Source organism: Burkholderia sp. BCC0419 (assembly GCF_902830285.1).
Classification (GTDB): Bacteria; Pseudomonadota; Gammaproteobacteria; order Burkholderiales; family Burkholderiaceae; genus Burkholderia.
Genome location: NZ_CADESR010000003.1, coordinates 577,756 through 596,610 on the forward strand (window position 1 = coordinate 577,756; position 18,855 = coordinate 596,610).

Genomic DNA, 18,855 nt, shown 5'->3' on the forward strand with positions numbered 1-18,855 from the left:
GCCTTCGAGCATCGATAACCGACACTTGACCCCCGGAAAAAGCCGCGGCAGCGCCTTCAATCCATGGCGACCTGGGTGTCCGCCGACGCCTGAATATCGAAAGCAGGGAAACAGGGGACCGGCATGAGAACCCCGTGAAGAACGGTCTATGTTCGAGGGCAGGCCTATCATAGAGACCCGCGCCTCGCACCGTAAGGAGGCAGTTTTTTGTTACCTGAAGAGTTGAAGGGAACCCGAATGAGCACTGCACAGAATGCGATCGACAGATTCGGCCAATATCAACGTCAGTCACGCGACGCCCAGCCCGCCCACTGCGCGGTCCGCGACGTGCTCGACCGCATCGGCGACAAATGGAGCATGCTCATGATCATGGAGCTGGCGACACGATCGCAGCGCTTCAGCGAGCTTCGCCGGTCCGTCCCAGACATTTCCAAGCGCATGCTGACTCAGACACTCCGCGATCTGGAGCGCGACGGACTCGTCACGCGTCATGTTTTTCCCACCAAGCCGCCGAGCGTCGAATATCGTCTGGCCCCGCTCGGCCAATCTCTGCTGGACCCGATGGCGGCCCTCGTCGATTGGGCCGATCGAAGTTATTCAGACATCCATGCCGCGCGTGTCCGCTTTGACGGTGCACTCGCCCGATAAGGCACCCCCCGCAAAATTGTCCGAGCTATTGGAGAACGTCGTTCATGAACGAGGAAAACGCACCGGATATCGAAATGGCCACCCGCTCACCTACCCATGACGACAACGCACGCGCTCAAGGCATGGCCGCGCCGATTCCCCCCATCGCGCCCTCGAAAACCGCGCTGCTCGTCATGCATTACCAGACCGACATCCTCGGCCTGTTCCCGTCGGTCGCGCCTGAATTGCTGTCCAATACACGCCGGCTATGCGACGCGGCACGCGCTGCCGGCATCGGCGTCTGGTTCGCGAATCTCCGCTTCAGCCCCGGCTACCCGGAAGTCAGCCCGCTCAACAAGAACGGTCAGGGCATCAAGCAACTCGGTCTCTTCATCGACGACGCCCCGTGCCCCGAACTGGCCAGGCAGCCCGACGAACCGCTGATCATCGCCCACCGCGCGAGCGTATTCTTCGGCACCGATCTGCAGGCGCGGCTCATCGCACAGGGCGTCGATTCGCTGATCATGGTCGGCATCGCGTCAACGGGCGTGATGCTGTCGTCGATCGCCCACGCGAGCGACGCCGATTTCCGCCTCTACACGGTCAAGGATTGCTGCTACGACCCGGACCCGGTGGTCCACGAGCATCTGTTCGCCACCGCGTTCGAATCGCGCACGACGGTGCTGTCGCTCGCGGATGCGTTGCGGCTGCTGGCGTAACAACGGCCGACCGCACCGCCGCCCGGAACCGTCCGCCCGACGACTGTTTACCGGGCCGCCCCAATCCCCGCCAGAATGAGGTCGATGCCGGCCAGGAACTGCGCGCGCTCGTCGTGCGCGGCCAGTTGCGCCGCCACCTTGCGCACGAACGGGTACTGCGCCGGTTCGAGCTGCGCCCACCGCTCGGCAACGGTCGCGACGATCTCCGGCTGCCCTGCCTCGCGCGGAAGCAGCCGCGCGCCGGCCGCATACTGGCCGGCCAGCCCGAAGATGTAGTGCATCAGCGCCGACGCCGCGTCGAATTGCGCAGGCTCGGGCACGCCCAACGCCTGAAGCTGACCGCCGACCCGCTCCAGGATCCTCAGCACCGCCTGCTGCCACGGCTCACGGAACAACTGCGCCCCCACCCACGGATGCGCGCTGAACGCGTCGAACAGGCATAGCGCGACGCGCCGGATCGCTTCCGCCGCATCGCCGTCACGCTCCGTCGGCACGTCCGTCAGCGCAGCCGCGATCACTTGATCCGCGGCCGCCGCGAGCAGGTCGTGCTTGTCGGCGACATGCCAGTAGATCGCGCCGCTTCCGGTCGCCAGGTGCGCGGCGAGCGCGCGAAACGTCAGCGCACCCTCGCCTGAATGGTCGAGGATCCCGATCGCGGCCTCGACGATCCGCTCTTTCGACAGCGCGTCCGCACGCCGCTCGGTCCGGTTGCTGGTTTTCATGCGCGCTAGCTTGACACATCTGGAACAGCGTTCCAATATCTCGCCAATGGAACAATGTTCCATTTATTTTCCGAACTGAGTGCGATGCCCGCGGGTACCGCCTCTCGCTTTCGATCACACCGGCCGCCTTGGCCCGAAACCGAGCCACCCGATGAATCTGCCCGTGACCCACGATGTCGTGATTGCCGGAGCCGGCCCTGTCGGCCTGTTTCTTGCCTGCGAATTACGCCTCGCCGGTGCGTCCGTGCTGGTGGTCGAGCAGGCGGACGATCCGGAATCTCCGCTGAAGCATCTCCCGTTCGGCATGCGCGGCCTGTCCGCGCCGACCATCGATGCGCTCTACCGTCGCGGCTTGCTCGACGGCATCGCGCTGCCGTCCCGCGCAAAGGACACCGCGCACTGGATGCAGCAATCGCGTCGGCCGGCCGGTCATTTCGCCGGCATCCAGTTCTTTCACGACGACGTCGATGCATCGCAGTGGCCGTACCGCCTGCCCGGCCCGGCCGGCACGCACATGGCGACCGACATGGCGCGGATCGAATCCGTGCTGACCGCTCGGGCGTACGCAACGGGCGTCGAGATCCGGCGCGGCCTTGCCGTCGAAGGCTTCGATCAGTCGGACGATGGAGTCACGCTGTGCGCAGGCGACGAGACATTCCACGCACGCTGGCTCGTCGGCTGCGACGGCGGCCGCAGCGCGGTTCGCAAGGCCGGCGGCTTCGCGTTCGGCGGCACCGACGCCGAGTTCACCGGCTACTCGATCGAAGCCGAACTCGCCGAGCCGGGCGCGCTGCTGCCGGGCCGTCATTACACGGCGGCCGGGATGTACACATACACGCCGCCTGGGACCGTCGCGCTGGTCGAGTTTGACGGCGGCGCATTCCACCGGAGCGGACCGGTGACGCTCGAGCATGCGCAGGCCGTGCTGCGCCGCGTGTCCGGCACCGGCGTCACGTTGACCGCGCTCCGGCTCGCCACCACGTGGACCGATCGCGCGTACCAGGCGTCGACATACCGCAACGGCCGCGTGCTGCTCGCGGGCGATGCCGCGCACATTCACTCGCCGCTCGGCGGCCAAGGGCTCAATCTCGGGCTCGGCGATGCGATGAATCTCGGCTGGAAGCTGGCCGCGACGATCCGCGGCGACGCGCCGGACCGGCTGCTCGACAGCTACACGGACGAACGGCATCCCGTGGGCGCACGCGTGCTCGACTGGTCGCGTGCGCAGGTCGCGCTGATGCGGCCGTCCCCGAGTTCGCGCGCGCTCGCAGCGATCGTTCGCAATCTCGTCGACACGCGCGACGGCGCAACGTACTTCGCCGAACGCGTGTGGGGCGTGTCGCTCGCGTACGATCTCGGCGGCGGCCATCCGCTCGTGGGCCACGGCGTTCCCGACTTCGAACTGGCCGACGGCACGCGGCTCGGCGAACACGTCAGGCACGGCAAGGGCGTGCTGCTGGACTTCGATGTGAACCAATCGCTTCGGGTGCTGGCAACCCGCTGGCGCGACCGGATCGCCTATATCGCGAGCGACGCGAAGGACCGGCTCGGATTGCGCGCGGTGCTCGTGCGCCCTGATGGCTTCGTCGCATGGGCCTGCGAGGACGATGCGGACGTGGACGTGAACATCGACGCAGCCACGCATGCGGCAACGCGATGGTTCGGCGTGCCGTCCGCGGCGCGTTGAGCGCAGCCGTCCGACGCAGGAAACGGATGTGTATCGGCGACCGACAGACAAACCTGCATGTGCGCTTTCAACGACACACCGGACATCCTCGAATGCCCAGACCGCCCGCGACGTGCGCGATATCGCGCACGTCAGCCGCGCCCCCTCACTTCGCGATAAACACACCCGACGTCGGGCACGTGCCCTGCGTATTGCCGTCCGTCACGAGCGACGCCGCGCTCGGAAACTGCGTGGTTGCATTCGTCTTCACCGCGATCCACGCTTCGGTGAAGTAGCTCACGCCATTCGTCTTCGTGCATTTCAGCGACACCGCGCTGCGCGTGTTGCTGCCGAACGCGCCTTCGAACGCCGACAGCAACTGGTTACGCGTGACCGTCTTGCCCGCGTTCGCTTGCAGGAACGCGTTGAACGACGTGTTGCCCAACCGGCTGATCATGCCCGACGCCTGGTTCCAGTAAGCATCGGGCGTCGCCGAATTCGAACAGGTACCGTGCTTGAACCACTCGTGCTTGTCGAGACACGAAGCAACACCCGGCATGTACGTCGACAACGTGTTGCGCGTCGCGCTGCTGATCGGGTACGCGTCCATGCTGCACCACTGGTGCGCGTTGTCGAGGTCGATGTCGTTCTGCGGCACGCCGCAGTAGAACGGCTGGTTGCCGTCGTAGCGGTTCGGCCACAGCCCGTGCAGCGACAGGCTCGTCGCCGCATACGAGCCGGCGAGGTTCGTGCATTCCGGTGTGTCGTGCGACGCGCAGAAGCCGGGCTCCCACGATGCGGCGAGCAACAGGTAGTCGTAGCTGGTCTGCGCGGCGGCGTGCAGTGAAACGGAAGCGACGGCGAGTGCGGCAGCGGCGCGGGCGAGCGTCTTGAGCATGGCGTGTTTCCTCGGAAAAGGCTTGCGGGCGCGGGATGCGCCGCAAGGTTGTCGAATGTCTGCCCGCGATTGTTGCTGCCGCAACGTGGCACGAATGTGAAGGTGCACGAAAGAATTCGCGGGGCGCCGCCGACCCTGTTACGGCTGGTACCGGTACCGGTGATTGCCTTCCTCCGCATGCGACACCGGCATACGCTGTCGCCACTTTCATCCTGCAACGGAGCATCCCCATGGTGACGGCCACGCGGCTGGGCCAACCGTACTGCGTCGAGATCGGGAACGGGCGCAGCCTCGTGCGCTCGGACACGCACAAGGATGGCAAGGGCGGCGACGCCGGCATGCGGCCGCACGAACTGCTCGAAAGCGCGCTCGCGGCCTGCGTCTGCCTGTCGGTCGACCTGGCTGCGGAGCGGGCGGGCGTGACGCTGCCAACCTGTACGGTAGACGTCGCCATCGAACGCCTCGATCGCGAAACCGGTTTCGACATCACGGTGCGCTTCGCGGCGCCGCTGTCGGAAGCGCAGCAAACACTCGTCAATGACGCGGTAAGCGCGTCGCCGGTCACCCGCACGCTGGGCAAGCCGATACGGATCGGGCCGGCCACGATCGCGCACGACTGAGCTGATCGCCACGGACGTCGCATTGTCGACGCCAGTGCGTCGATGGTCGAACGGCATGCGCTTACCGCACGTGATCGCTCAGGCGCCGAGCTGCGTGCACGCGCGTGCCGACGCTTCGGGGCCCTCGAGCGCGAGAATCTGCCACACGCCGACGCTGACGCGCTGGCGCGCCGCCGTCGACGCATCGGCCAGCAACGCCTCGACACGCGGTGCGACATCGGGCGCCTTCTGCTGCAGCGCCGCGTGGTGCCGCGCACGCGACGCCGGCCCGGATTCGTACACGTCGCAAAGGCGCACCATGCCGGCGAGGCCGGCCAGAACGTCGTCCTTGTCGATCGGGGCCGGCTCGACGGGCGCGAGCCCGTCGCGCTCCTCCGGCGGCAGCTTGTTGCGCGCGCCTTCGTCGATCGCCGTGGCGGAAGCCGGCGGCAGGCCGCCGATCGCCGCGACGATCCGGCTGCCCGAGGCGATCATGTCGCCCTGGCACGCGATCTTCTCGGCGGCCGCGACGTTCGAGCAGAACGACACCGACATCCGGTACACGTCGTTGCTCATGCGCGGCACTTCGTCCGTGCCCGCCTGCGCGAGGCCGGCGCTCGCCAGCGTCAGCGCGGCGGGAATCAGGATGCGGAACGCTCTCGTCTTGTTCATTGTTGTCGTCCGTGGGTGCTGATGGCAGGCAAGATCGCCGGGCCGCGCGGAGACGCCCCTTGTGACGCCGGGCCCGCGTCCGGCGCCACGCGTTTCACTTCATCGACGCCGCCTCCGAGCCGCCGGGCGACAGCGCCGCGCTGTCCTGCTCGCGCCACGCGCGGCGCGACGCCATGATCGCGCTCACCGCCGAGCGCGCGACCTTCCACCACGCGAACGGACGCGGATCGGCGAGCATGCTGAGCGCGCGCGCATAGTCGAGCGTGAGCCCGGGCGTCCACGCCATCGTCACCGCGCGCTTGCGGATCTGTGCGGCCACCCACAGCTCGGGCGTAAGCAGCAGCCGCACGAACGCGCCCCACCCGGCCCGCGCGCCCTTCAGCCGCCACACCGCGCCGTCGAGCGCGGCCTCGAGTGCATTCGACACGGTGCTCGAGCAGTTGCGGTGCGTGAGGTTGTACGTCGTGTTCTGCCGGTACGACGACCAGAACGCATCGAGCTTGGCCGGATCGTAGTTGCGGATGCGCACGCGCACGGTCGACGGGCACCACGCTTTCGACTCGGTCGCATAGTCGGGCTGGAACAGGCCCGGCACGTCGTTCTCGCGCGTCGCGCGCAGGATGCGCGTGAATTCGTCCGGAGAACGATCGATTTCGACACCCGGATACAGGCTGATGTAGATGCCCTCCGGCGATTCCAGCGCCGCATGGCCGGTCGAGATCACACCGTTGACGTCCACCGCCGCGATATAGCGGTCGATCACCGGATAGCGGTGCGCTTCGGCCTTCGACGTGCCGGTCGGCGTCCACACGTGCACGGTGAGCGCCCGCTCGCCGTCGGCCGGCGGGCCGTCCCACTCGGATTGCGCGAACGGCGGCAGGTCCGGTGCATCGTCGAGATCCGGCGCAAGCGCCGGCGCGGGCGATGTCGCGAACGCCGGGTTGCGCGTCAGCCGCCGCACGCGTGCGGCGAGGCTCAGCATGTGCATCCCGCCGAACATCAGCAGCAGGCCGAGGCAGTACGGTACGGTGCCCGCATAGTGCGTCGGGTACGGCTGGAAGAAGAAGATCGCCAGCAGGATCTCGACGACGCCCCACGCGAACGCGACGTTCCAGCGGCGATAGCGCACCATCCACGCGGACGTGCATTGCAACAGCCCGTCGACGAGAAACAGCGTGCCGAAGATCATCGACAGCAGGAAGTGGCCGTGATGATGGCCGGCGAACACGAGCCCCGCGGCCACCACGACCGCGATACCTTTCACGTAGCGCAGGACGCGTTGCCCGCCGACCCCGCTGCCGGCCACCGCGAGCGTCGCGAGCCCCTCGATCAGGAACAGCCACGCGAACAGCTCGATCGGGAAATGCAGCGCGCCGTCGAGCGCGTCGACGAAAATGCCGACGCCCGCGGCGACCCACAGCCAGCCGAGCACGGTCAGCCCGCGCCAGCGGGTCCGCAGATATTCGATGCCCAGCAGCAGCAACACCAGTCGTACCATTGCGCCCTCGTGTCTTTTTTTGGGAAACGCGCGGCCTCGCGCTCCCTGTCGTGGCGACCGCGCGTCGGGCGACGCGCCGGCCGGAAGGCGGTCATCGTTGCCGGCGCGTCATGTCGTCGACATGATCGATGGCGGCCGGCACGCGCCGCTCTGGCCGAATAATAAGATATGGCGGGGCCGGTTGAAAGCCTCGCGAAAACGTTTTCGACGGGCGCGGACGGGCCCGGCCGCCCGCTGCCACGGCAGATTTCGGGTTCGACAACGTGCGGCGGATACGCGAGAATCCGGCTTCCGAGGGCGAAAGCCACCAAACCAAACCGAACCGCACAGACGGGACAACAAGAAATGAGCACATCCATCACGCGCCGGCGCCTGCTGGCCGCCGGCGTCGCCGCGAGCAGCCTCGCACTGTCGGGCTGTTTCACGCCGAAGCTGTACAAGAACGACGCCTACAGCGAATACGTATCCGCATTCATGATGACCGAAGACGGCAAGAAACTGGTCGTCCTCGGCACGCGCTACCATTACATCTTCGATCTGCCGGCCCAATTGCGGCCGGTACTGCTGTCCGGCTACCGGAAATCGGTACGCACGACATTCGAGGGCTTTCATGCGAGCGGCGGCAGCGTCACCGGGCATTACCGGATCGTGCTGCCGAAAGACGCTTCGGACGACGATCGACGGGCCGCCTCCGCCGACGGCTTCGCCAGCGAGCCGGCCGGCCTCGTGCTCGAAGGCGACATCGACGGCAAGCGCTACTCGACCGAGGGCTTCGTCGAGAAGGACAAGGCGGCCGCGCAACCGTTCAACCGCCCGTACTCGGTCTACATCAAGGAATCGCCGTCCGTCGTCGGCATGGGTCTGCGGATTCTCGCGACGCCGATCACGGTGGCCGCCGATGGCGTACTCGTGCTGGGCGGCATCGTGCTCGTGCCGTTCGCGGTAATCGCGATCCAGGCAAACGGCGGCATCCGGATCATGTAACGGCGCGCACGGTACGGCCGCACAGGAGCATCGCCATGACCGCCTCACCGCTTCATACGCCGCCGCTCGGCCCTCAACTCAAGCGCTGGCGCGCGCTGCACCGCGTGAAGCAAAGCCATGCGGCCGAACTGTTCGGCGTCGCACAATCGACGATCTCGCGCTGGGAGGCCGGCCTCCAGCAAATGTCGCCCGACGAGCGCGCGACGGCCGAACGGCTGCTCGCCGCGCGCATCGATTCGGCGGGCGACCACGCCCTCGCGCGGCTGATCGCCGGCAGCGCGGGCCGCATGCATCTCGTGTGCGACCTCACGCACCGCCTGCTTGCCAGTTCGCCGGCCCGCGCGGCCGAGTTCTCGCAGCCGCTTTCGACGCTGCTCGGCACGTCGCTGTGGCGCTACGCGCCCCCGGAAATCGTCCGCATGGAAGCCGCGCTCGACCCGCTCGGCTGGCACGACCGCGCGGGGCCGCCAAGCGTCGAGTTCGACACCGGCGCGAATGCGTCGCGCGTCGTGCCGATTCGCGGCAGCCGGTGCCGGTGGACGCGGATGACGCTGTCGGACGGCTCGGCCGTGCGACTCGTGGAAACGCTCGACGACACCGTGAATGGCATCACAATCCGGGAACGTACCGCATGTTGAAGCTGATCGTGCAAGAGCTTTTGCTCGGTGCGCTTGTTCTCTATATCGGTACCGGTGTACTGGTCGCGCTACGCTCGGGTGTCGCCAACGCCGGCGGCAAGCGCGTCGCACGCCGCGACCGCCCCTGCGCATTCGGGTTGATCGTGCTTGTCCAGATCGGCTTCGTCACCCTGTTCTGCTGGATCGCACTCACGCTGAAGTAAGCGCACGGCAACGCGCCATCATCGGCAAGCGAATCCGTGGCGCCCTGTCCCGCCTCCGTCACGCATATTTCATGCGTGGACGAACCCCTCGCGGCCGGCGTACGCTTGGCGGTTCATCGCAAGGACGCCGACCTTGACGTCCTGCTCCGCCTAAAGGCGGAGGATTCCCACATCTGGCGATGCACGTCCGCATCGGAGAATGTTCAACGCAGCGTTGGTATCTCGATCATGTTCGACACCACAGTCACTACAGGCCCACTCTCTTATTCGCAGTCCCGCGATACCTTTCGGCCGCGTCGTGCTGTCTTTCGACCCGCACGACGAACAGGACTGGGTAGAACCGCTTTCGTCCACTTCCTCGAACGTGGCTCCGTGCGCGATCGCTTTGTAGCGGAGCTTGTTTCGGAAGGACGACCAGGACGCGTCGTAGACGCTCTTCGCCATCCTGGTTCTGGCAAGTTTCGCGGCCGACACGTTGCCAACCGCGATGTAATCGAAACGCCGCACCAGATCGAGCGCGAGCTTGTGCTGGAAGTCGGCACGGGCGTTCGCCACCTTGGCGTACAGCTTCGCGATATGCCGCTTGTGCTTTCGCGCCCGTTGCGCTTTCGCCAGCTTTTCCGCCGCTCGTCGACCGAACCGGTCATTGGGCAGTTTCTCGCCGGTCGAAAGTGTGGCGAAGTCTTTCAGGCCGAGATCGATGCCGACACCGGAAAGGACCGGGCGGGCCTGCACATCGGGCATCTCGATCACGATGTTGAGAAACCAGTTGCCGCGTGCATCCTGCGCAAAGCTGGTTCCATCCTTGATCTTGCCTTCGGGAAGCGGGCGGCTGTTGAACACGCGAAAGGTGTTGCCGGCGAAACGGAACGCGTCGCCTTCGCGCTTCAGGTCACGGCCCTTCAGCGGCACCCAGCCCAGCGATTTCCGGCCGCGATAGCGCAGGTAGGGCCGATGGTGCTGACTGCGCGACTTCGCATATTGCTCGCACGTCGCGTTGATCGTGCCGGAATGGATCCCGAGTTCCTTGCTGCTGCCGGTCGTCAGCACGTTCAGGTCGAATCCTGTAGGCCACTTCTTGCCCCACTTCAGCGCGTGCTTCTGCGTGTCGTTGCAGAAGTTCCAAACGTAGTTCACCGCACGGCTCTGCTTGTTGAGCAGTCCGTTGAGCGACTTCACGCGGTAGCGGTAGACAAGGATCATGCCGGTGATCCTAACCCGTGGAAGAAGCTGCCTGTCAACAGCCCTCCTTTCCTTCCCGCCATCAATGGCGGGGTTTCTCGGGGCAAATTCTGATGAATCCCGATACGATCCGCGCGCGGCTCACTTTCCTGCGCGAAGCCGAACGCCTGAAGGACGTGCTGCGCAGCGGCCACACGTCGGCCGGACGCGCGGAAAGCACGGCCGAGCACAGCTGGCGGCTGTGCCTGATGGCGCTCGTGTTCGCCGATGCGCTGCCCGACGTCGATACGCTGAAGCTGCTGAAACTGTGCGTCGTCCACGACCTCGGCGAGGCGCTGCACGGCGACATCCCCGCGATCGAGCAGGCCGCGCACCCCGACAAGAGCGCACACGAACGCGACGACCTGCTGACGCTGACCGCATCGCTCGACCGCGCGGTGCGCGACGAGCTCGTCGCGCTGTGGGACGAATACGAGGCGGCCGCGTCGCCGGAGGCCCGCGCGGCGAAGGCGCTCGACAAGCTCGAAACGATCCTGCAGCACAACCAGGGCAGCAATCCGCCTGATTTCGACTACGCGTTCAACCTTGGCTACGGCCGTCGCTACACCGACGCCGCACCGCTGTTCCGCGCGATCCGCGAGATCGTCGACGCCGACACGCAGCGCAGGATCGGCGCGAGCGGACACCGCGCGTAAGCGCGCGGAATCGGGCGGCTTCACGCTCGCGCACCTCAACGAATGGCGGCCGACGCCCGAGCAAGGCGACACGTTGCCCGCGCTCGACGACGAACGCGCCCCGCCGACGATGGCGATCGCCGCCGCGCGGCAGTAGCGCGGGGCACGGCACGGGCGCTACTTTTTCACAGATCGCAACAATTACGCCGTCTGGCCAACCGCATTGGTACGGCGTCCGCACAATTCAGCACAAATTCCACACGATTCAGCGCGAATTCCTCGCTTACCATGAGCGCCTGATTCGATTCGGCACGCCCGCGCGATGCGTACGCGGACCCCGTCGCGGGCGACACGTCCGGCATGCAACGCCAACCGGATCGTTCCGTTCGGCCGCACGCATCGCCGGCGCCTGCTTCATCCTCGCCGCATTCTCATGACCCAGAAGACCCATCGCCGCCGGCGCATCGTGCTGGCCACCCTTGCCGTCGTCGCGATCGCCGCCGGTGTCACGCTGAAGGCCTGCGCGCCCGACAAGCGTCCGCAGTACCTGTCCGCGCCCGTCACGCGCGGCGATCTCGAGAACGCGGTACTCGCGACCGGCGCGCTGCAGGCGTTCAAGCAGGTCGACGTCGGCGCGCAGGTGTCGGGGCAGTTGAAGACGCTGAAGGTCAAGCTCGGCGACAAGGTCACGAAAGGCCAGTGGCTCGCCGAGATCGATCCCGTGATCTCGGAAAACGCACTGCGTCAGGCGCGCGCCAGCGAAGAAAGCCTGCGCGCGCAGCAGCAATCGACCGCCGCGCAATTGACACAGGCCGAACTCGCGTTCCGCCGCCAGCAGGCGATGCTGCCCGACGATGCGACGTCGCGCGAGTCGTTCGAGGCCGCGAAGGCGACGCTCGACGTGCAGCGCGCGACCCTCGCGTCGCTCGCCGCGCAGATCCGTTCGGCCCGCATCCAGATCGAGACCGCGCAGGCCAACCTCGGCTACACGCGCATCGTCGCGCCGATCGACGGCGAGGTCGTCGCGATCGTCACGCAGGAAGGTCAGACCGTGATCGCGCAGCAGCAGGCGCCGGTGATCCTGAAGCTTGCGAATCTCGACACGATGACCGTGAAGGCGCAGGTGTCGGAAGCCGACGTGATCCGCGTGAGCGCCGGCCAGAGCGCGTATTTCACGATCCTCGGCGAACCGGACAAGCGTCACTACGGCAAGCTGCGCGCGATCGAACCGGCGCCGCAGAACTACGCCGACGCGCAAAGCCCGCTCGGCGGAGGTGCCGGCGGCGGCGCGAAGCCGAACGCCGCGGTGTTCTACAACGCGCTGTTCGACGTGCCGAATCCCGAGCACCGGCTGCGCATCGCGATGACCGCGCAGGTCAACATCGTGCTCGGCGACGCGCGCAACGCGCTGATCATTCCGGCCGCCGCGCTCGGCGAGAAGCGCAAGGACGGCACCGTTGCGGTACGCGTGCTGCGCGCCGACGGCAGCACGGAAACGCGCCATATCCGCATCGGCATCAACAACAACGTGCGCGTCGAAGTGCTGGCCGGCCTGAAGGACGGCGAGCGCGTCGTGATCGGCGAAGCGTCGGCGGACGAGCACGCGCCGCTGTCGGACGTGGTGTAACGATGAGCCAGCCCCTGCTGAAACTCGCCGCCGTCACGCGACGCTTTCCTGCCGGCGACAAGGACGTCGTTGTCCTGAACAACGTCAACCTGGCGATCGACGCGGGCGAGATCGTCGCGATCGTCGGCGCGTCGGGTTCCGGCAAGTCGACGCTGATGAACATCCTCGGCTGCCTCGATCACCCGAGCGAAGGCACCTACACGGTCGGCGGACGCGACACGCACATGCTCGACAGCGACGAGCTCGCGCAGTTGCGCCGCGAGCACTTCGGCTTCGTGTTCCAGCGCTATCACCTGCTGCCGCACGTCGACGCGGTCGCGAACCTCGAAATGCCGGCGATCTACGCGGGCACCGCGCGCGCCGAGCGGCACGCCCGCGCCCGCGCATTGCTCGCGCGCCTCGGGCTCGCGGATCGCGCGCATCATCGGCCCGGGCAACTGTCCGGCGGCCAGCAGCAGCGCGTGAGCATTGCGCGCGCGCTGATGAACGGCGGCCAGGTGATCCTCGCGGACGAACCGACCGGCGCGCTCGACACGAAAAGCGGCCAGGACGTGATCCGCATCCTGCACGAGCTGAACGCGCTCGGCCATACGATCGTGATCGTCACGCACGACAAGGCCGTGGCGCGCCATGCGCGGCGCATCATCGAGATCAGCGACGGCGAGATCGTCGCCGACCGGCCGAATCGGCAATACGCGGAGGCGCTCGCGGAATCCGGTGTCGGCGCGGCCGCAACGGCCGAAACGACCGAAACGGCAGCCAACACGCCGTCCGCACCGGCTTCCGAAGATGCACCGCCGCCCGCCAATGCCAGCGCCGACACCGATCCCGGCCCGCGCGCCGGACGCTTCGTGGCCGGCACGGGCCGCTTCGCCGAGGCGTGCCGGATGGCGTGGATCGCGCTCGTGTCGCACCGGCTGCGCACGCTGCTGACGATGCTCGGCATCATCATCGGCATCACGTCGGTCGTGTCGATCGTCGCGATCGGCGAAGGCGCGAAGCGCTACATGCTCGAAGAGATCGGCAGCATCGGCACCAATACGATCAACGTCTATCCGGGCACCGACTGGGGCGACAGCCGTGCGGACACGATCCAGACGCTCGTGCCCGCCGACGTCGCCGCGCTCGCCGAGCAGCCGTACGTCGACAGCGCGACACCCGAAACGTCGCGCACGCTGCTGCTGCGCTACCGCAACATCGACGTCAACGCGCTCGTGAGCGGCGTCGGCGACCGCTACTTCCAGGCACGCGGGATGCGTTTCGCGTTCGGCGTCGCGTTCGACGACGACGCGGTGCGCCGCCAGGCGCAGGTGGCCGTGATCGACCAGAACACGCGCCGCAAGCTGTTCGGCGCGACGCGCAATCCGGTCGGCGAAGTGATCCTGGTCGACAACGTGCCGTGCGTCGTGATCGGCGTGACCGTCGACAAGAAGAGCGCATTCGGCAGCGTGAAGAGCCTGAACGTGTGGGTGCCGTACACGACCGCGAGCGGGCGCCTGTTCGGCCAGCGCTATCTCGACAGCATCACCGTGCGCGTGCGCGACGGGCAGCCGAGCGCCGCCGCCGAGAAAAGCCTCGAGAAGCTGATGATCCAGCGCCACGGCCGCAAGGACTTCTTCACGTACAACATGGACAGCGTGGTCAAGACCGTCGAGAAGACCGGCCAGTCGCTGACGCTGCTGCTGTCGCTGATCGCGGTGATCTCGCTCGTCGTCGGCGGGATCGGCGTGATGAACATCATGCTGGTGTCGGTCACCGAGCGTACGCGCGAGATCGGCATCCGGATGGCGGTCGGCGCGCGCCAGTCCGACATCCTGCAGCAGTTCCTGGTCGAGGCCGTGCTCGTATGCCTGCTCGGCGGCACGATCGGCATCGCGCTGTCGTTCGGCCTCGGCGCGCTGTTCTCGATGTTCGTCGCACAGTGGAAGATGGTGTTCTCGGCCGGCGCGATCGTGACCGCGTTCGTGTGCTCGACGCTCACCGGTGTGATTTTCGGGTTCATGCCCGCGCGCAACGCGTCGCGGCTCGATCCGATCGATGCGCTCGCGCGCGACTGACGAAACATGGCCATCACGCACTCCTCCCCGCTTCATCGCCTCGGCGCATTCGCATGCGCGGCCGCGCTGCTCGCCGGCTGCGCGGGTGCGCGCCACGCTCCGCTGCCGGCCGTCGCGATGCCCGTGAACTGGGCCGCGCCGGTCGCGGCCGACGCGCCGGCCGCCACGCGCGACTGGTGGCGCAACTTCGGCGATCCGCAACTCGACGCGCTGATCGACGACGCGCTACGCGCCAACGGCGACCTCGCGATCGCGGCGATCCGCGTGTATCGCGCGCAGTTGCAGGCCGGGCTCGTCGACACGAACCTGACGCCGAACGTGGCGCTCGGCGCGAACGGCACCGTGTCGCGCACGCTCGATACGCACCAGATGAGCCGGTCGAGCGGCCTCAGCGGCTCGCTCAGCTACGAAATCGACCTGTGGGGCCGGCTGGCCGCGCTGCGCGATGCCGCGCACTGGGAAGCCGACGCGACCGCCGCCGATCTGGAGGCCGCGCGGCTATCGCTGATCGGCACGACCGCGGCGCTGTACTGGCAGATCGGCTATCTGAACCGGCAGATCGCGCTCGGCGACGCGAACGTCGCGTATGCAGCGCGCACGCTCGCGCTCGTCCGGTCACGGCACACGGCCGGCGCCGTGTCGGGGCTCGACCTCGCGCAGGCCGAACAGAGCCTCGCCGCGCAACGCGCGGCGCAGACGCAACTGATCCAGCAGCGCACCGAGAACCGGCACGCGCTCGCGATCCTGTTCGACCGGCCGCCGCAGCAGCGCGCGGCCGAACCGGCGGCGCTGCCCGACGCCGCACCGCCCGACGTGGCGGCCGGCCTGCCCGCGAGCCTGCTCGGCCGGCGCCCCGACCTGCGTGCGGCTGAATTCCGGCTGCGCGAGTCGCTCGCGCAGGTCGACGCGACGCGCACGAGCTTCTATCCGACCTTCACGCTGACCGGCAGCGCCGGCACGACGAGCACGAGCCTCGAGCGCGTGCTGACGAATCCGGTCGGCACGCTCGGGCTCGGCCTCGCGCTGCCGTTCATCCAGTGGAACACGATGCAGTTGCAGATCAAGGTGTCGAAGTCGCAGTACGAGGAAGCGGTGGTCGGGTTCCGCCAGCGGCTCTACACGGCGCTCGCGGAAGTCGAGAACGCGCTGTCGGCACGCGTGCAGCTCGAACGCGAAGCCGAACAGCGCGCGCTGTCGCTCGCCCAGGCGCAGCGCGCCGAACGGCTGGCCGCCGCGCGCTTCGCAGCCGGCGCGACCGCCGTGCAACCGTGGCTCGACCAGCAGCAGGTGCTGAGGAGCGCGCAAAGCGCCGACGAACTGACGCGCCTGAACCGGCTCAACAACCAGATGAAGCTGTACCGCGCGCTCGGCGGCGGGACGTCCTGACGGGCCGTCACACGTCACACGCCATACGCCGGCCGCGTCATTCACACACGGCCGCCCCGCGCCGCGCCGGCGCGAACGCCACCGCGCTCGCGGCCGCGAGCACGGCCACGCCCGCCGCGCCGTACACCATCACCCAGCCGAACCCGTGCACGAGCGCCGCGTGCAGCGCCGCGCCGCTCGGGTCGGCCTGCGCGAGCGCCGGCGCGATCGCCTGCAGCCCGTCGGTGCGGCCCGACGCGATTTCCTGCGCGAGCCGGCGCAGCGCCGCGTCGCCGATCGCGCCGGCCGGCCCGCCCTTCAGGCTCGCGACGATCCCCGCCACCAGCACGAAGCCCATCGCCGCGATGTTCAGCGCGAGCGAGATCATCCGCGCGCTCATGTCGATGCCCGACGCCATCCCGGCCCGCGCACTCGGCACCGCGCCCGTCGTCGTGTTGGTGACGGGCGTGTTGGTCAAGCCGAGCCCGATGCCGGCGATCACGCAGCCCGGCAGCATCGTCAGCCAGCTCGCATGATCGGCCGCGCTGCCCAACCGCATCAGCACGAAACCGGCCGCGATCGTGAACAGGCCGCCCGGAATCACGACGCCCGGCCCGTAGCGCAGCGCGAGCCGTTCGCCGAACGGCGGCGCGATCAGCGTCGGCAGCGTGTACGCGAGCAACGCGAGACCGGCCGTCACGCTGTCGTAGCCGAGCGCGACCTGGAACCAGATCGGCAGGTAGATCATGAATGGCCAGAAGCTGAAGTTCATCCCCATCGAGCCGAAGATCGCGCCGGTGAACGCGCGAATCCGGAACACCGAGAAGTCGAACATCGGCCGCGCGCTGCCGCGCTCCGCGATGACGAAACCGGCCAGCGCGAGCACGGTCGCGCCGAGCACGCCGAGGCCGGCCGCGCTCGTCAGCCCGAGTTCGGCGCTTTGGGTGATGTAAAAGGCAAGGCCGAGCACCGCGAGCGACAGCGTGACGATGCCCGCGACGTCGAGCGCGCCCGCATGCGGATCGCGCGATTCCTGCACCGCGCCGCCGATCAGCACGAGTGCGACGGCCGCGAGCGGCGCATGGACGAGGAACACCCACGGCCAGCTCGCCAGCGCGACGATCGCGCCACCGACGATCGGCCCGAAGCCGAGCCCGATGCCGAACACGATCCCCCAGATTCCGAATGCGCGGCCGCGCTCGCGCCCTTCGCGGAACTGGTGCGACAGCACGGCGATCTGGCAGATCAGCATCGCGCCGCCGCTCGCGCCCTGCAGCAACCGGCCCGCGACGAGCACCGGCACGTTCGGCGCGAGCCCGCACAGCAGCGACGTCGCGCCGAACAGCACGGTGCCGATCACGTACACGCGCTTGCGGCCGAACCGGTCCGCGAGCGTGCCGGCCGCCATCAGCACCGTCGTACACGCGATCGTGTACGCGTTCATGATCCACTGCATGCCGTTGAAATCGCCATGCAGCACGTGTTCGAGCGTCGGCAGGATCACCGGCACGCTCGAGATTTCGAGGCCGAACATCAGCGACGTGAGACAGACGGCCGCGAGCGCGACCGCATTCCTGCGGGAGTCGGATAGCGTCATGCGTATTGCGCGGCGGCCCGGCGACAGGCCGCACGCCTCCAGATAAGTAGGATTCGCCGCGTGCGGCCGGCGACGCACGCTGGGCGGGAATCGGTACTATAGTGAGAATTCACCTCCCCATTGACGCACGCATTTCCATGCACTGGGGAATCTCAGGCCCCAATCAACGCAAACCCGCGATGACCGACAGACTCGACGGCGTAACGACCTTCGTCCAGGTCGTGGAATCGGGCAGCTTCGCGCTGGCCGCGGAACGGCTCGCCATGACGCGTTCGGCGGTCGGCAAGGCGATCGCACGGCTCGAGAAGCGGCTCGGCGCACGGCTGCTGCAGCGCACGACGCGCAGCCAGAGCCTGACCGACGACGGCCAGGCGTACTACGACCGCTGCGTGCGCGCGCTGGCGGAACTGGAAGCGGCGGAAGCCGATCTCGACTGCGGCCGCCACGAGGCGCGCGGCAAGCTGCGGCTGAGCGTGCCGCTCGCGTTCGGGCATCACTGCGTGACGCCGATCGTGCTCGACCTCGCGCGCACTTACCCGCACCTGCGGATCGACGTATCGATCACCGACCGTTTCGTCGATCTCGTCGAGGAAGGCATCGACCTCGCGGTGCGGATCGGCGCGCTCGCGGACAGCACGAGCCTCGCGGTGCGGCGGCTCGGCACGCAGTACGGCAGCCTCGGCGCGGCGCCGTCGTATCTCGCGCGCTACGGGATGCCGAAGACACTCGACGACCTGAAGCACCACCGGACGATCGCGTATTCGCGTTCGGGCGTGGTGCAGCCGTGGGACTTGCGCGCGCCGGACGGCTCGACGGTGCGGATCGACATGCCGCATCAACTGAGTTTCGACGACGTGCAGGCGATCGCGGCGGCCGGCGCGTCCGGGTTCGGGATTGCGTGGCTGCCGAGCTGGCTGCTCGATCAATACGTGAAGCGTGGGGAGATGGTGGTCGTGCTGGATCGCTGCTTCGTCTGCGAAGGCGACATTCACGCGATCTGGCCGAAGACGCGCTACCTGCCGCGCAAGACGCGCTGCGTGATCGACGCGCTTGCGGAGGCGATTCCGCCGATGATCGAGCGCCCGGACGAAGCGCGCTGAACGGGTCGCAGCCGACGCGCCGCGCGG

The 18,855-nt window shown here is 67.8% G+C and carries 18 protein-coding genes; 12 read left to right on the top strand and 6 right to left on the bottom strand.

Annotated features, from left to right (window positions below):
- Positions 1-237: 237 nt before the first annotated feature.
- Positions 238-648 (top strand): helix-turn-helix domain-containing protein, encoded by a 411-nt coding sequence (locus HWW87_RS20900; RefSeq protein ID WP_174430332.1) that lies wholly within the window; start codon positions 238-240, stop codon positions 646-648.
- A 44-nt stretch (positions 649-692) separates the two neighbouring features.
- Positions 693-1,346, top strand: coding sequence for an isochorismatase family cysteine hydrolase (locus HWW87_RS20905; RefSeq protein WP_175821936.1), 654 nt, complete (start codon positions 693-695; stop codon positions 1,344-1,346).
- Between the two features lie 47 nt (positions 1,347-1,393).
- Here the strand turns inward: HWW87_RS20905 and HWW87_RS20910 are convergent, their stop codons facing one another.
- On the bottom strand, positions 1,394-2,068 hold the full coding sequence (locus tag HWW87_RS20910) for a TetR/AcrR family transcriptional regulator C-terminal domain-containing protein (RefSeq protein ID WP_175821937.1): 675 nt from the start codon (positions 2,066-2,068) through the stop codon (positions 1,394-1,396).
- Positions 2,069-2,219: 151 nt separating this feature from the next.
- Between HWW87_RS20910 and HWW87_RS20915 the strand changes: the two genes are divergently transcribed.
- Positions 2,220-3,755: an FAD-dependent monooxygenase gene (locus tag HWW87_RS20915; RefSeq protein ID WP_175821938.1), complete on the top strand. Its 1,536-nt coding sequence runs from the start codon at positions 2,220-2,222 to the stop codon at positions 3,753-3,755.
- Positions 3,756-3,900: 145 nt separating this feature from the next.
- On the opposite strand, the gene HWW87_RS20920 is transcribed toward HWW87_RS20915, so the two are convergent.
- Positions 3,901-4,632 (bottom strand): ribonuclease T2, encoded by a 732-nt coding sequence (locus HWW87_RS20920; RefSeq protein WP_027811744.1) that lies wholly within the window; start codon positions 4,630-4,632, stop codon positions 3,901-3,903.
- 230 nt (positions 4,633-4,862) lie between these two features.
- Between HWW87_RS20920 and HWW87_RS20925 the strand changes: the two genes are divergently transcribed.
- The gene (locus HWW87_RS20925; RefSeq protein WP_175821939.1) at positions 4,863-5,252 is read left to right on the top strand and encodes an OsmC family protein; all 390 of its coding nucleotides are present in this window, start codon (positions 4,863-4,865) and stop codon (positions 5,250-5,252) included.
- 78 nt (positions 5,253-5,330) lie between these two features.
- Here the strand turns inward: HWW87_RS20925 and HWW87_RS20930 are convergent, their stop codons facing one another.
- Complete coding sequence (locus tag HWW87_RS20930) at positions 5,331-5,903, bottom strand: hypothetical protein (RefSeq protein ID WP_175821940.1); 573 nt, start codon at positions 5,901-5,903, stop codon at positions 5,331-5,333.
- A gap of 94 nt (positions 5,904-5,997) precedes the next feature.
- The gene (locus HWW87_RS20935) at positions 5,998-7,401 is read right to left on the bottom strand and encodes a DUF308 domain-containing protein (RefSeq protein ID WP_175821941.1); all 1,404 of its coding nucleotides are present in this window, start codon (positions 7,399-7,401) and stop codon (positions 5,998-6,000) included.
- Between the two features lie 345 nt (positions 7,402-7,746).
- Here HWW87_RS20935 and HWW87_RS20940 point away from each other — a divergent pair, with 345 nt between their 5' ends.
- Genes HWW87_RS20940 through HWW87_RS20950 form a run of 3 tightly spaced genes read left to right on the top strand, consistent with a single transcriptional unit; the run spans position 7,747 to position 9,226 of the window.
- Complete coding sequence (locus HWW87_RS20940) at positions 7,747-8,385, top strand: hypothetical protein (RefSeq protein ID WP_175821942.1); 639 nt, start codon at positions 7,747-7,749, stop codon at positions 8,383-8,385.
- A 35-nt stretch (positions 8,386-8,420) separates the two neighbouring features.
- Positions 8,421-9,023, top strand: coding sequence for a helix-turn-helix transcriptional regulator (locus HWW87_RS20945; protein WP_175821943.1), 603 nt, complete (start codon positions 8,421-8,423; stop codon positions 9,021-9,023).
- The gene (locus tag HWW87_RS20950) at positions 9,017-9,226 is read left to right on the top strand and encodes a hypothetical protein (protein ID WP_175821944.1); all 210 of its coding nucleotides are present in this window, start codon (positions 9,017-9,019) and stop codon (positions 9,224-9,226) included. Before HWW87_RS20945 ends, HWW87_RS20950 begins: the two co-directional genes overlap by 7 nt.
- 150 nt (positions 9,227-9,376) lie before the next feature.
- Here HWW87_RS20950 and HWW87_RS20955 read toward each other — a convergent pair whose 3' ends face one another.
- Complete coding sequence (locus tag HWW87_RS20955; RefSeq protein ID WP_175821945.1) at positions 9,377-10,429, bottom strand: RNA-guided endonuclease TnpB family protein; 1,053 nt, start codon at positions 10,427-10,429, stop codon at positions 9,377-9,379.
- Between the two features lie 92 nt (positions 10,430-10,521).
- Between HWW87_RS20955 and HWW87_RS20960 the strand changes: the two genes are divergently transcribed.
- The 4 genes from HWW87_RS20960 to HWW87_RS20975 all read left to right on the top strand — a co-directional run bounded on the left by HWW87_RS20960 (position 10,522) and on the right by HWW87_RS20975 (position 16,152).
- Positions 10,522-11,103: an HD domain-containing protein gene (locus HWW87_RS20960; RefSeq protein WP_175822123.1), complete on the top strand. Its 582-nt coding sequence runs from the start codon at positions 10,522-10,524 to the stop codon at positions 11,101-11,103.
- Between the two features lie 412 nt (positions 11,104-11,515).
- Positions 11,516-12,709 (top strand): efflux RND transporter periplasmic adaptor subunit, encoded by a 1,194-nt coding sequence (locus HWW87_RS20965; protein ID WP_175821946.1) that lies wholly within the window; start codon positions 11,516-11,518, stop codon positions 12,707-12,709.
- Positions 12,710-12,711: 2 nt separating this feature from the next.
- Positions 12,712-14,766 carry a MacB family efflux pump subunit gene (locus HWW87_RS20970; protein ID WP_175821947.1) on the top strand — a complete coding sequence of 685 codons (2,055 nt, stop codon included), beginning with the start codon at positions 12,712-12,714 and terminating at the stop codon, positions 14,764-14,766.
- A gap of 6 nt (positions 14,767-14,772) precedes the next feature.
- Positions 14,773-16,152, top strand: a complete 1,380-nt coding sequence (locus HWW87_RS20975) for an efflux transporter outer membrane subunit (RefSeq protein WP_175821948.1) — start codon at positions 14,773-14,775, stop codon at positions 16,150-16,152.
- A 37-nt stretch (positions 16,153-16,189) separates the two neighbouring features.
- On the opposite strand, the gene HWW87_RS20980 is transcribed toward HWW87_RS20975, so the two are convergent.
- Positions 16,190-17,728, bottom strand: a complete 1,539-nt coding sequence (locus HWW87_RS20980) for an MFS transporter (RefSeq protein WP_175821949.1) — start codon at positions 17,726-17,728, stop codon at positions 16,190-16,192.
- Positions 17,729-17,907: 179 nt separating this feature from the next.
- Between HWW87_RS20980 and HWW87_RS20985 the strand changes: the two genes are divergently transcribed.
- The gene (locus HWW87_RS20985) at positions 17,908-18,828 is read left to right on the top strand and encodes a LysR family transcriptional regulator (RefSeq protein WP_175821950.1); all 921 of its coding nucleotides are present in this window, start codon (positions 17,908-17,910) and stop codon (positions 18,826-18,828) included.
- Positions 18,829-18,855: the final 27 nt, after the last annotated feature.

Bases quoted from the DNA above. Each gene is read 5' to 3' on its own strand.
- HWW87_RS20930 (WP_175821940.1), bottom strand. From the start codon at position 5,903: ATGAACAAGACGAGAGCGTTCCGCATCCTGATTCCCGCCGCGCTGACG.
- HWW87_RS20955 (WP_175821945.1), bottom strand. From the start codon at position 10,429: ATGATCCTTGTCTACCGCTACCGCGTGAAGTCGCTCAACGGACTGCTC.
- HWW87_RS20925 (WP_175821939.1), top strand. From the start codon at position 4,863: ATGGTGACGGCCACGCGGCTGGGCCAACCGTACTGCGTCGAGATCGGG.
- HWW87_RS20910 (WP_175821937.1), bottom strand. From the start codon at position 2,068: ATGAAAACCAGCAACCGGACCGAGCGGCGTGCGGACGCGCTGTCGAAA.
- HWW87_RS20980 (WP_175821949.1), bottom strand. From the start codon at position 17,728: ATGACGCTATCCGACTCCCGCAGGAATGCGGTCGCGCTCGCGGCCGTC.
- HWW87_RS20915 (WP_175821938.1), top strand. From the start codon at position 2,220: ATGAATCTGCCCGTGACCCACGATGTCGTGATTGCCGGAGCCGGCCCT.
- HWW87_RS20985 (WP_175821950.1), top strand. From the start codon at position 17,908: ATGACCGACAGACTCGACGGCGTAACGACCTTCGTCCAGGTCGTGGAA.
- HWW87_RS20975 (WP_175821948.1), top strand. From the start codon at position 14,773: ATGGCCATCACGCACTCCTCCCCGCTTCATCGCCTCGGCGCATTCGCA.
- HWW87_RS20950 (WP_175821944.1), top strand. From the start codon at position 9,017: ATGTTGAAGCTGATCGTGCAAGAGCTTTTGCTCGGTGCGCTTGTTCTC.
- HWW87_RS20905 (WP_175821936.1), top strand. From the start codon at position 693: ATGAACGAGGAAAACGCACCGGATATCGAAATGGCCACCCGCTCACCT.
- HWW87_RS20940 (WP_175821942.1), top strand. From the start codon at position 7,747: ATGAGCACATCCATCACGCGCCGGCGCCTGCTGGCCGCCGGCGTCGCC.
- HWW87_RS20900 (WP_174430332.1), top strand. From the start codon at position 238: ATGAGCACTGCACAGAATGCGATCGACAGATTCGGCCAATATCAACGT.
- HWW87_RS20965 (WP_175821946.1), top strand. From the start codon at position 11,516: ATGACCCAGAAGACCCATCGCCGCCGGCGCATCGTGCTGGCCACCCTT.
- HWW87_RS20970 (WP_175821947.1), top strand. From the start codon at position 12,712: ATGAGCCAGCCCCTGCTGAAACTCGCCGCCGTCACGCGACGCTTTCCT.
- HWW87_RS20935 (WP_175821941.1), bottom strand. From the start codon at position 7,401: ATGGTACGACTGGTGTTGCTGCTGCTGGGCATCGAATATCTGCGGACC.
- HWW87_RS20960 (WP_175822123.1), top strand. From the start codon at position 10,522: ATGAATCCCGATACGATCCGCGCGCGGCTCACTTTCCTGCGCGAAGCC.
- HWW87_RS20920 (WP_027811744.1), bottom strand. From the start codon at position 4,632: ATGCTCAAGACGCTCGCCCGCGCCGCTGCCGCACTCGCCGTCGCTTCC.
- HWW87_RS20945 (WP_175821943.1), top strand. From the start codon at position 8,421: ATGACCGCCTCACCGCTTCATACGCCGCCGCTCGGCCCTCAACTCAAG.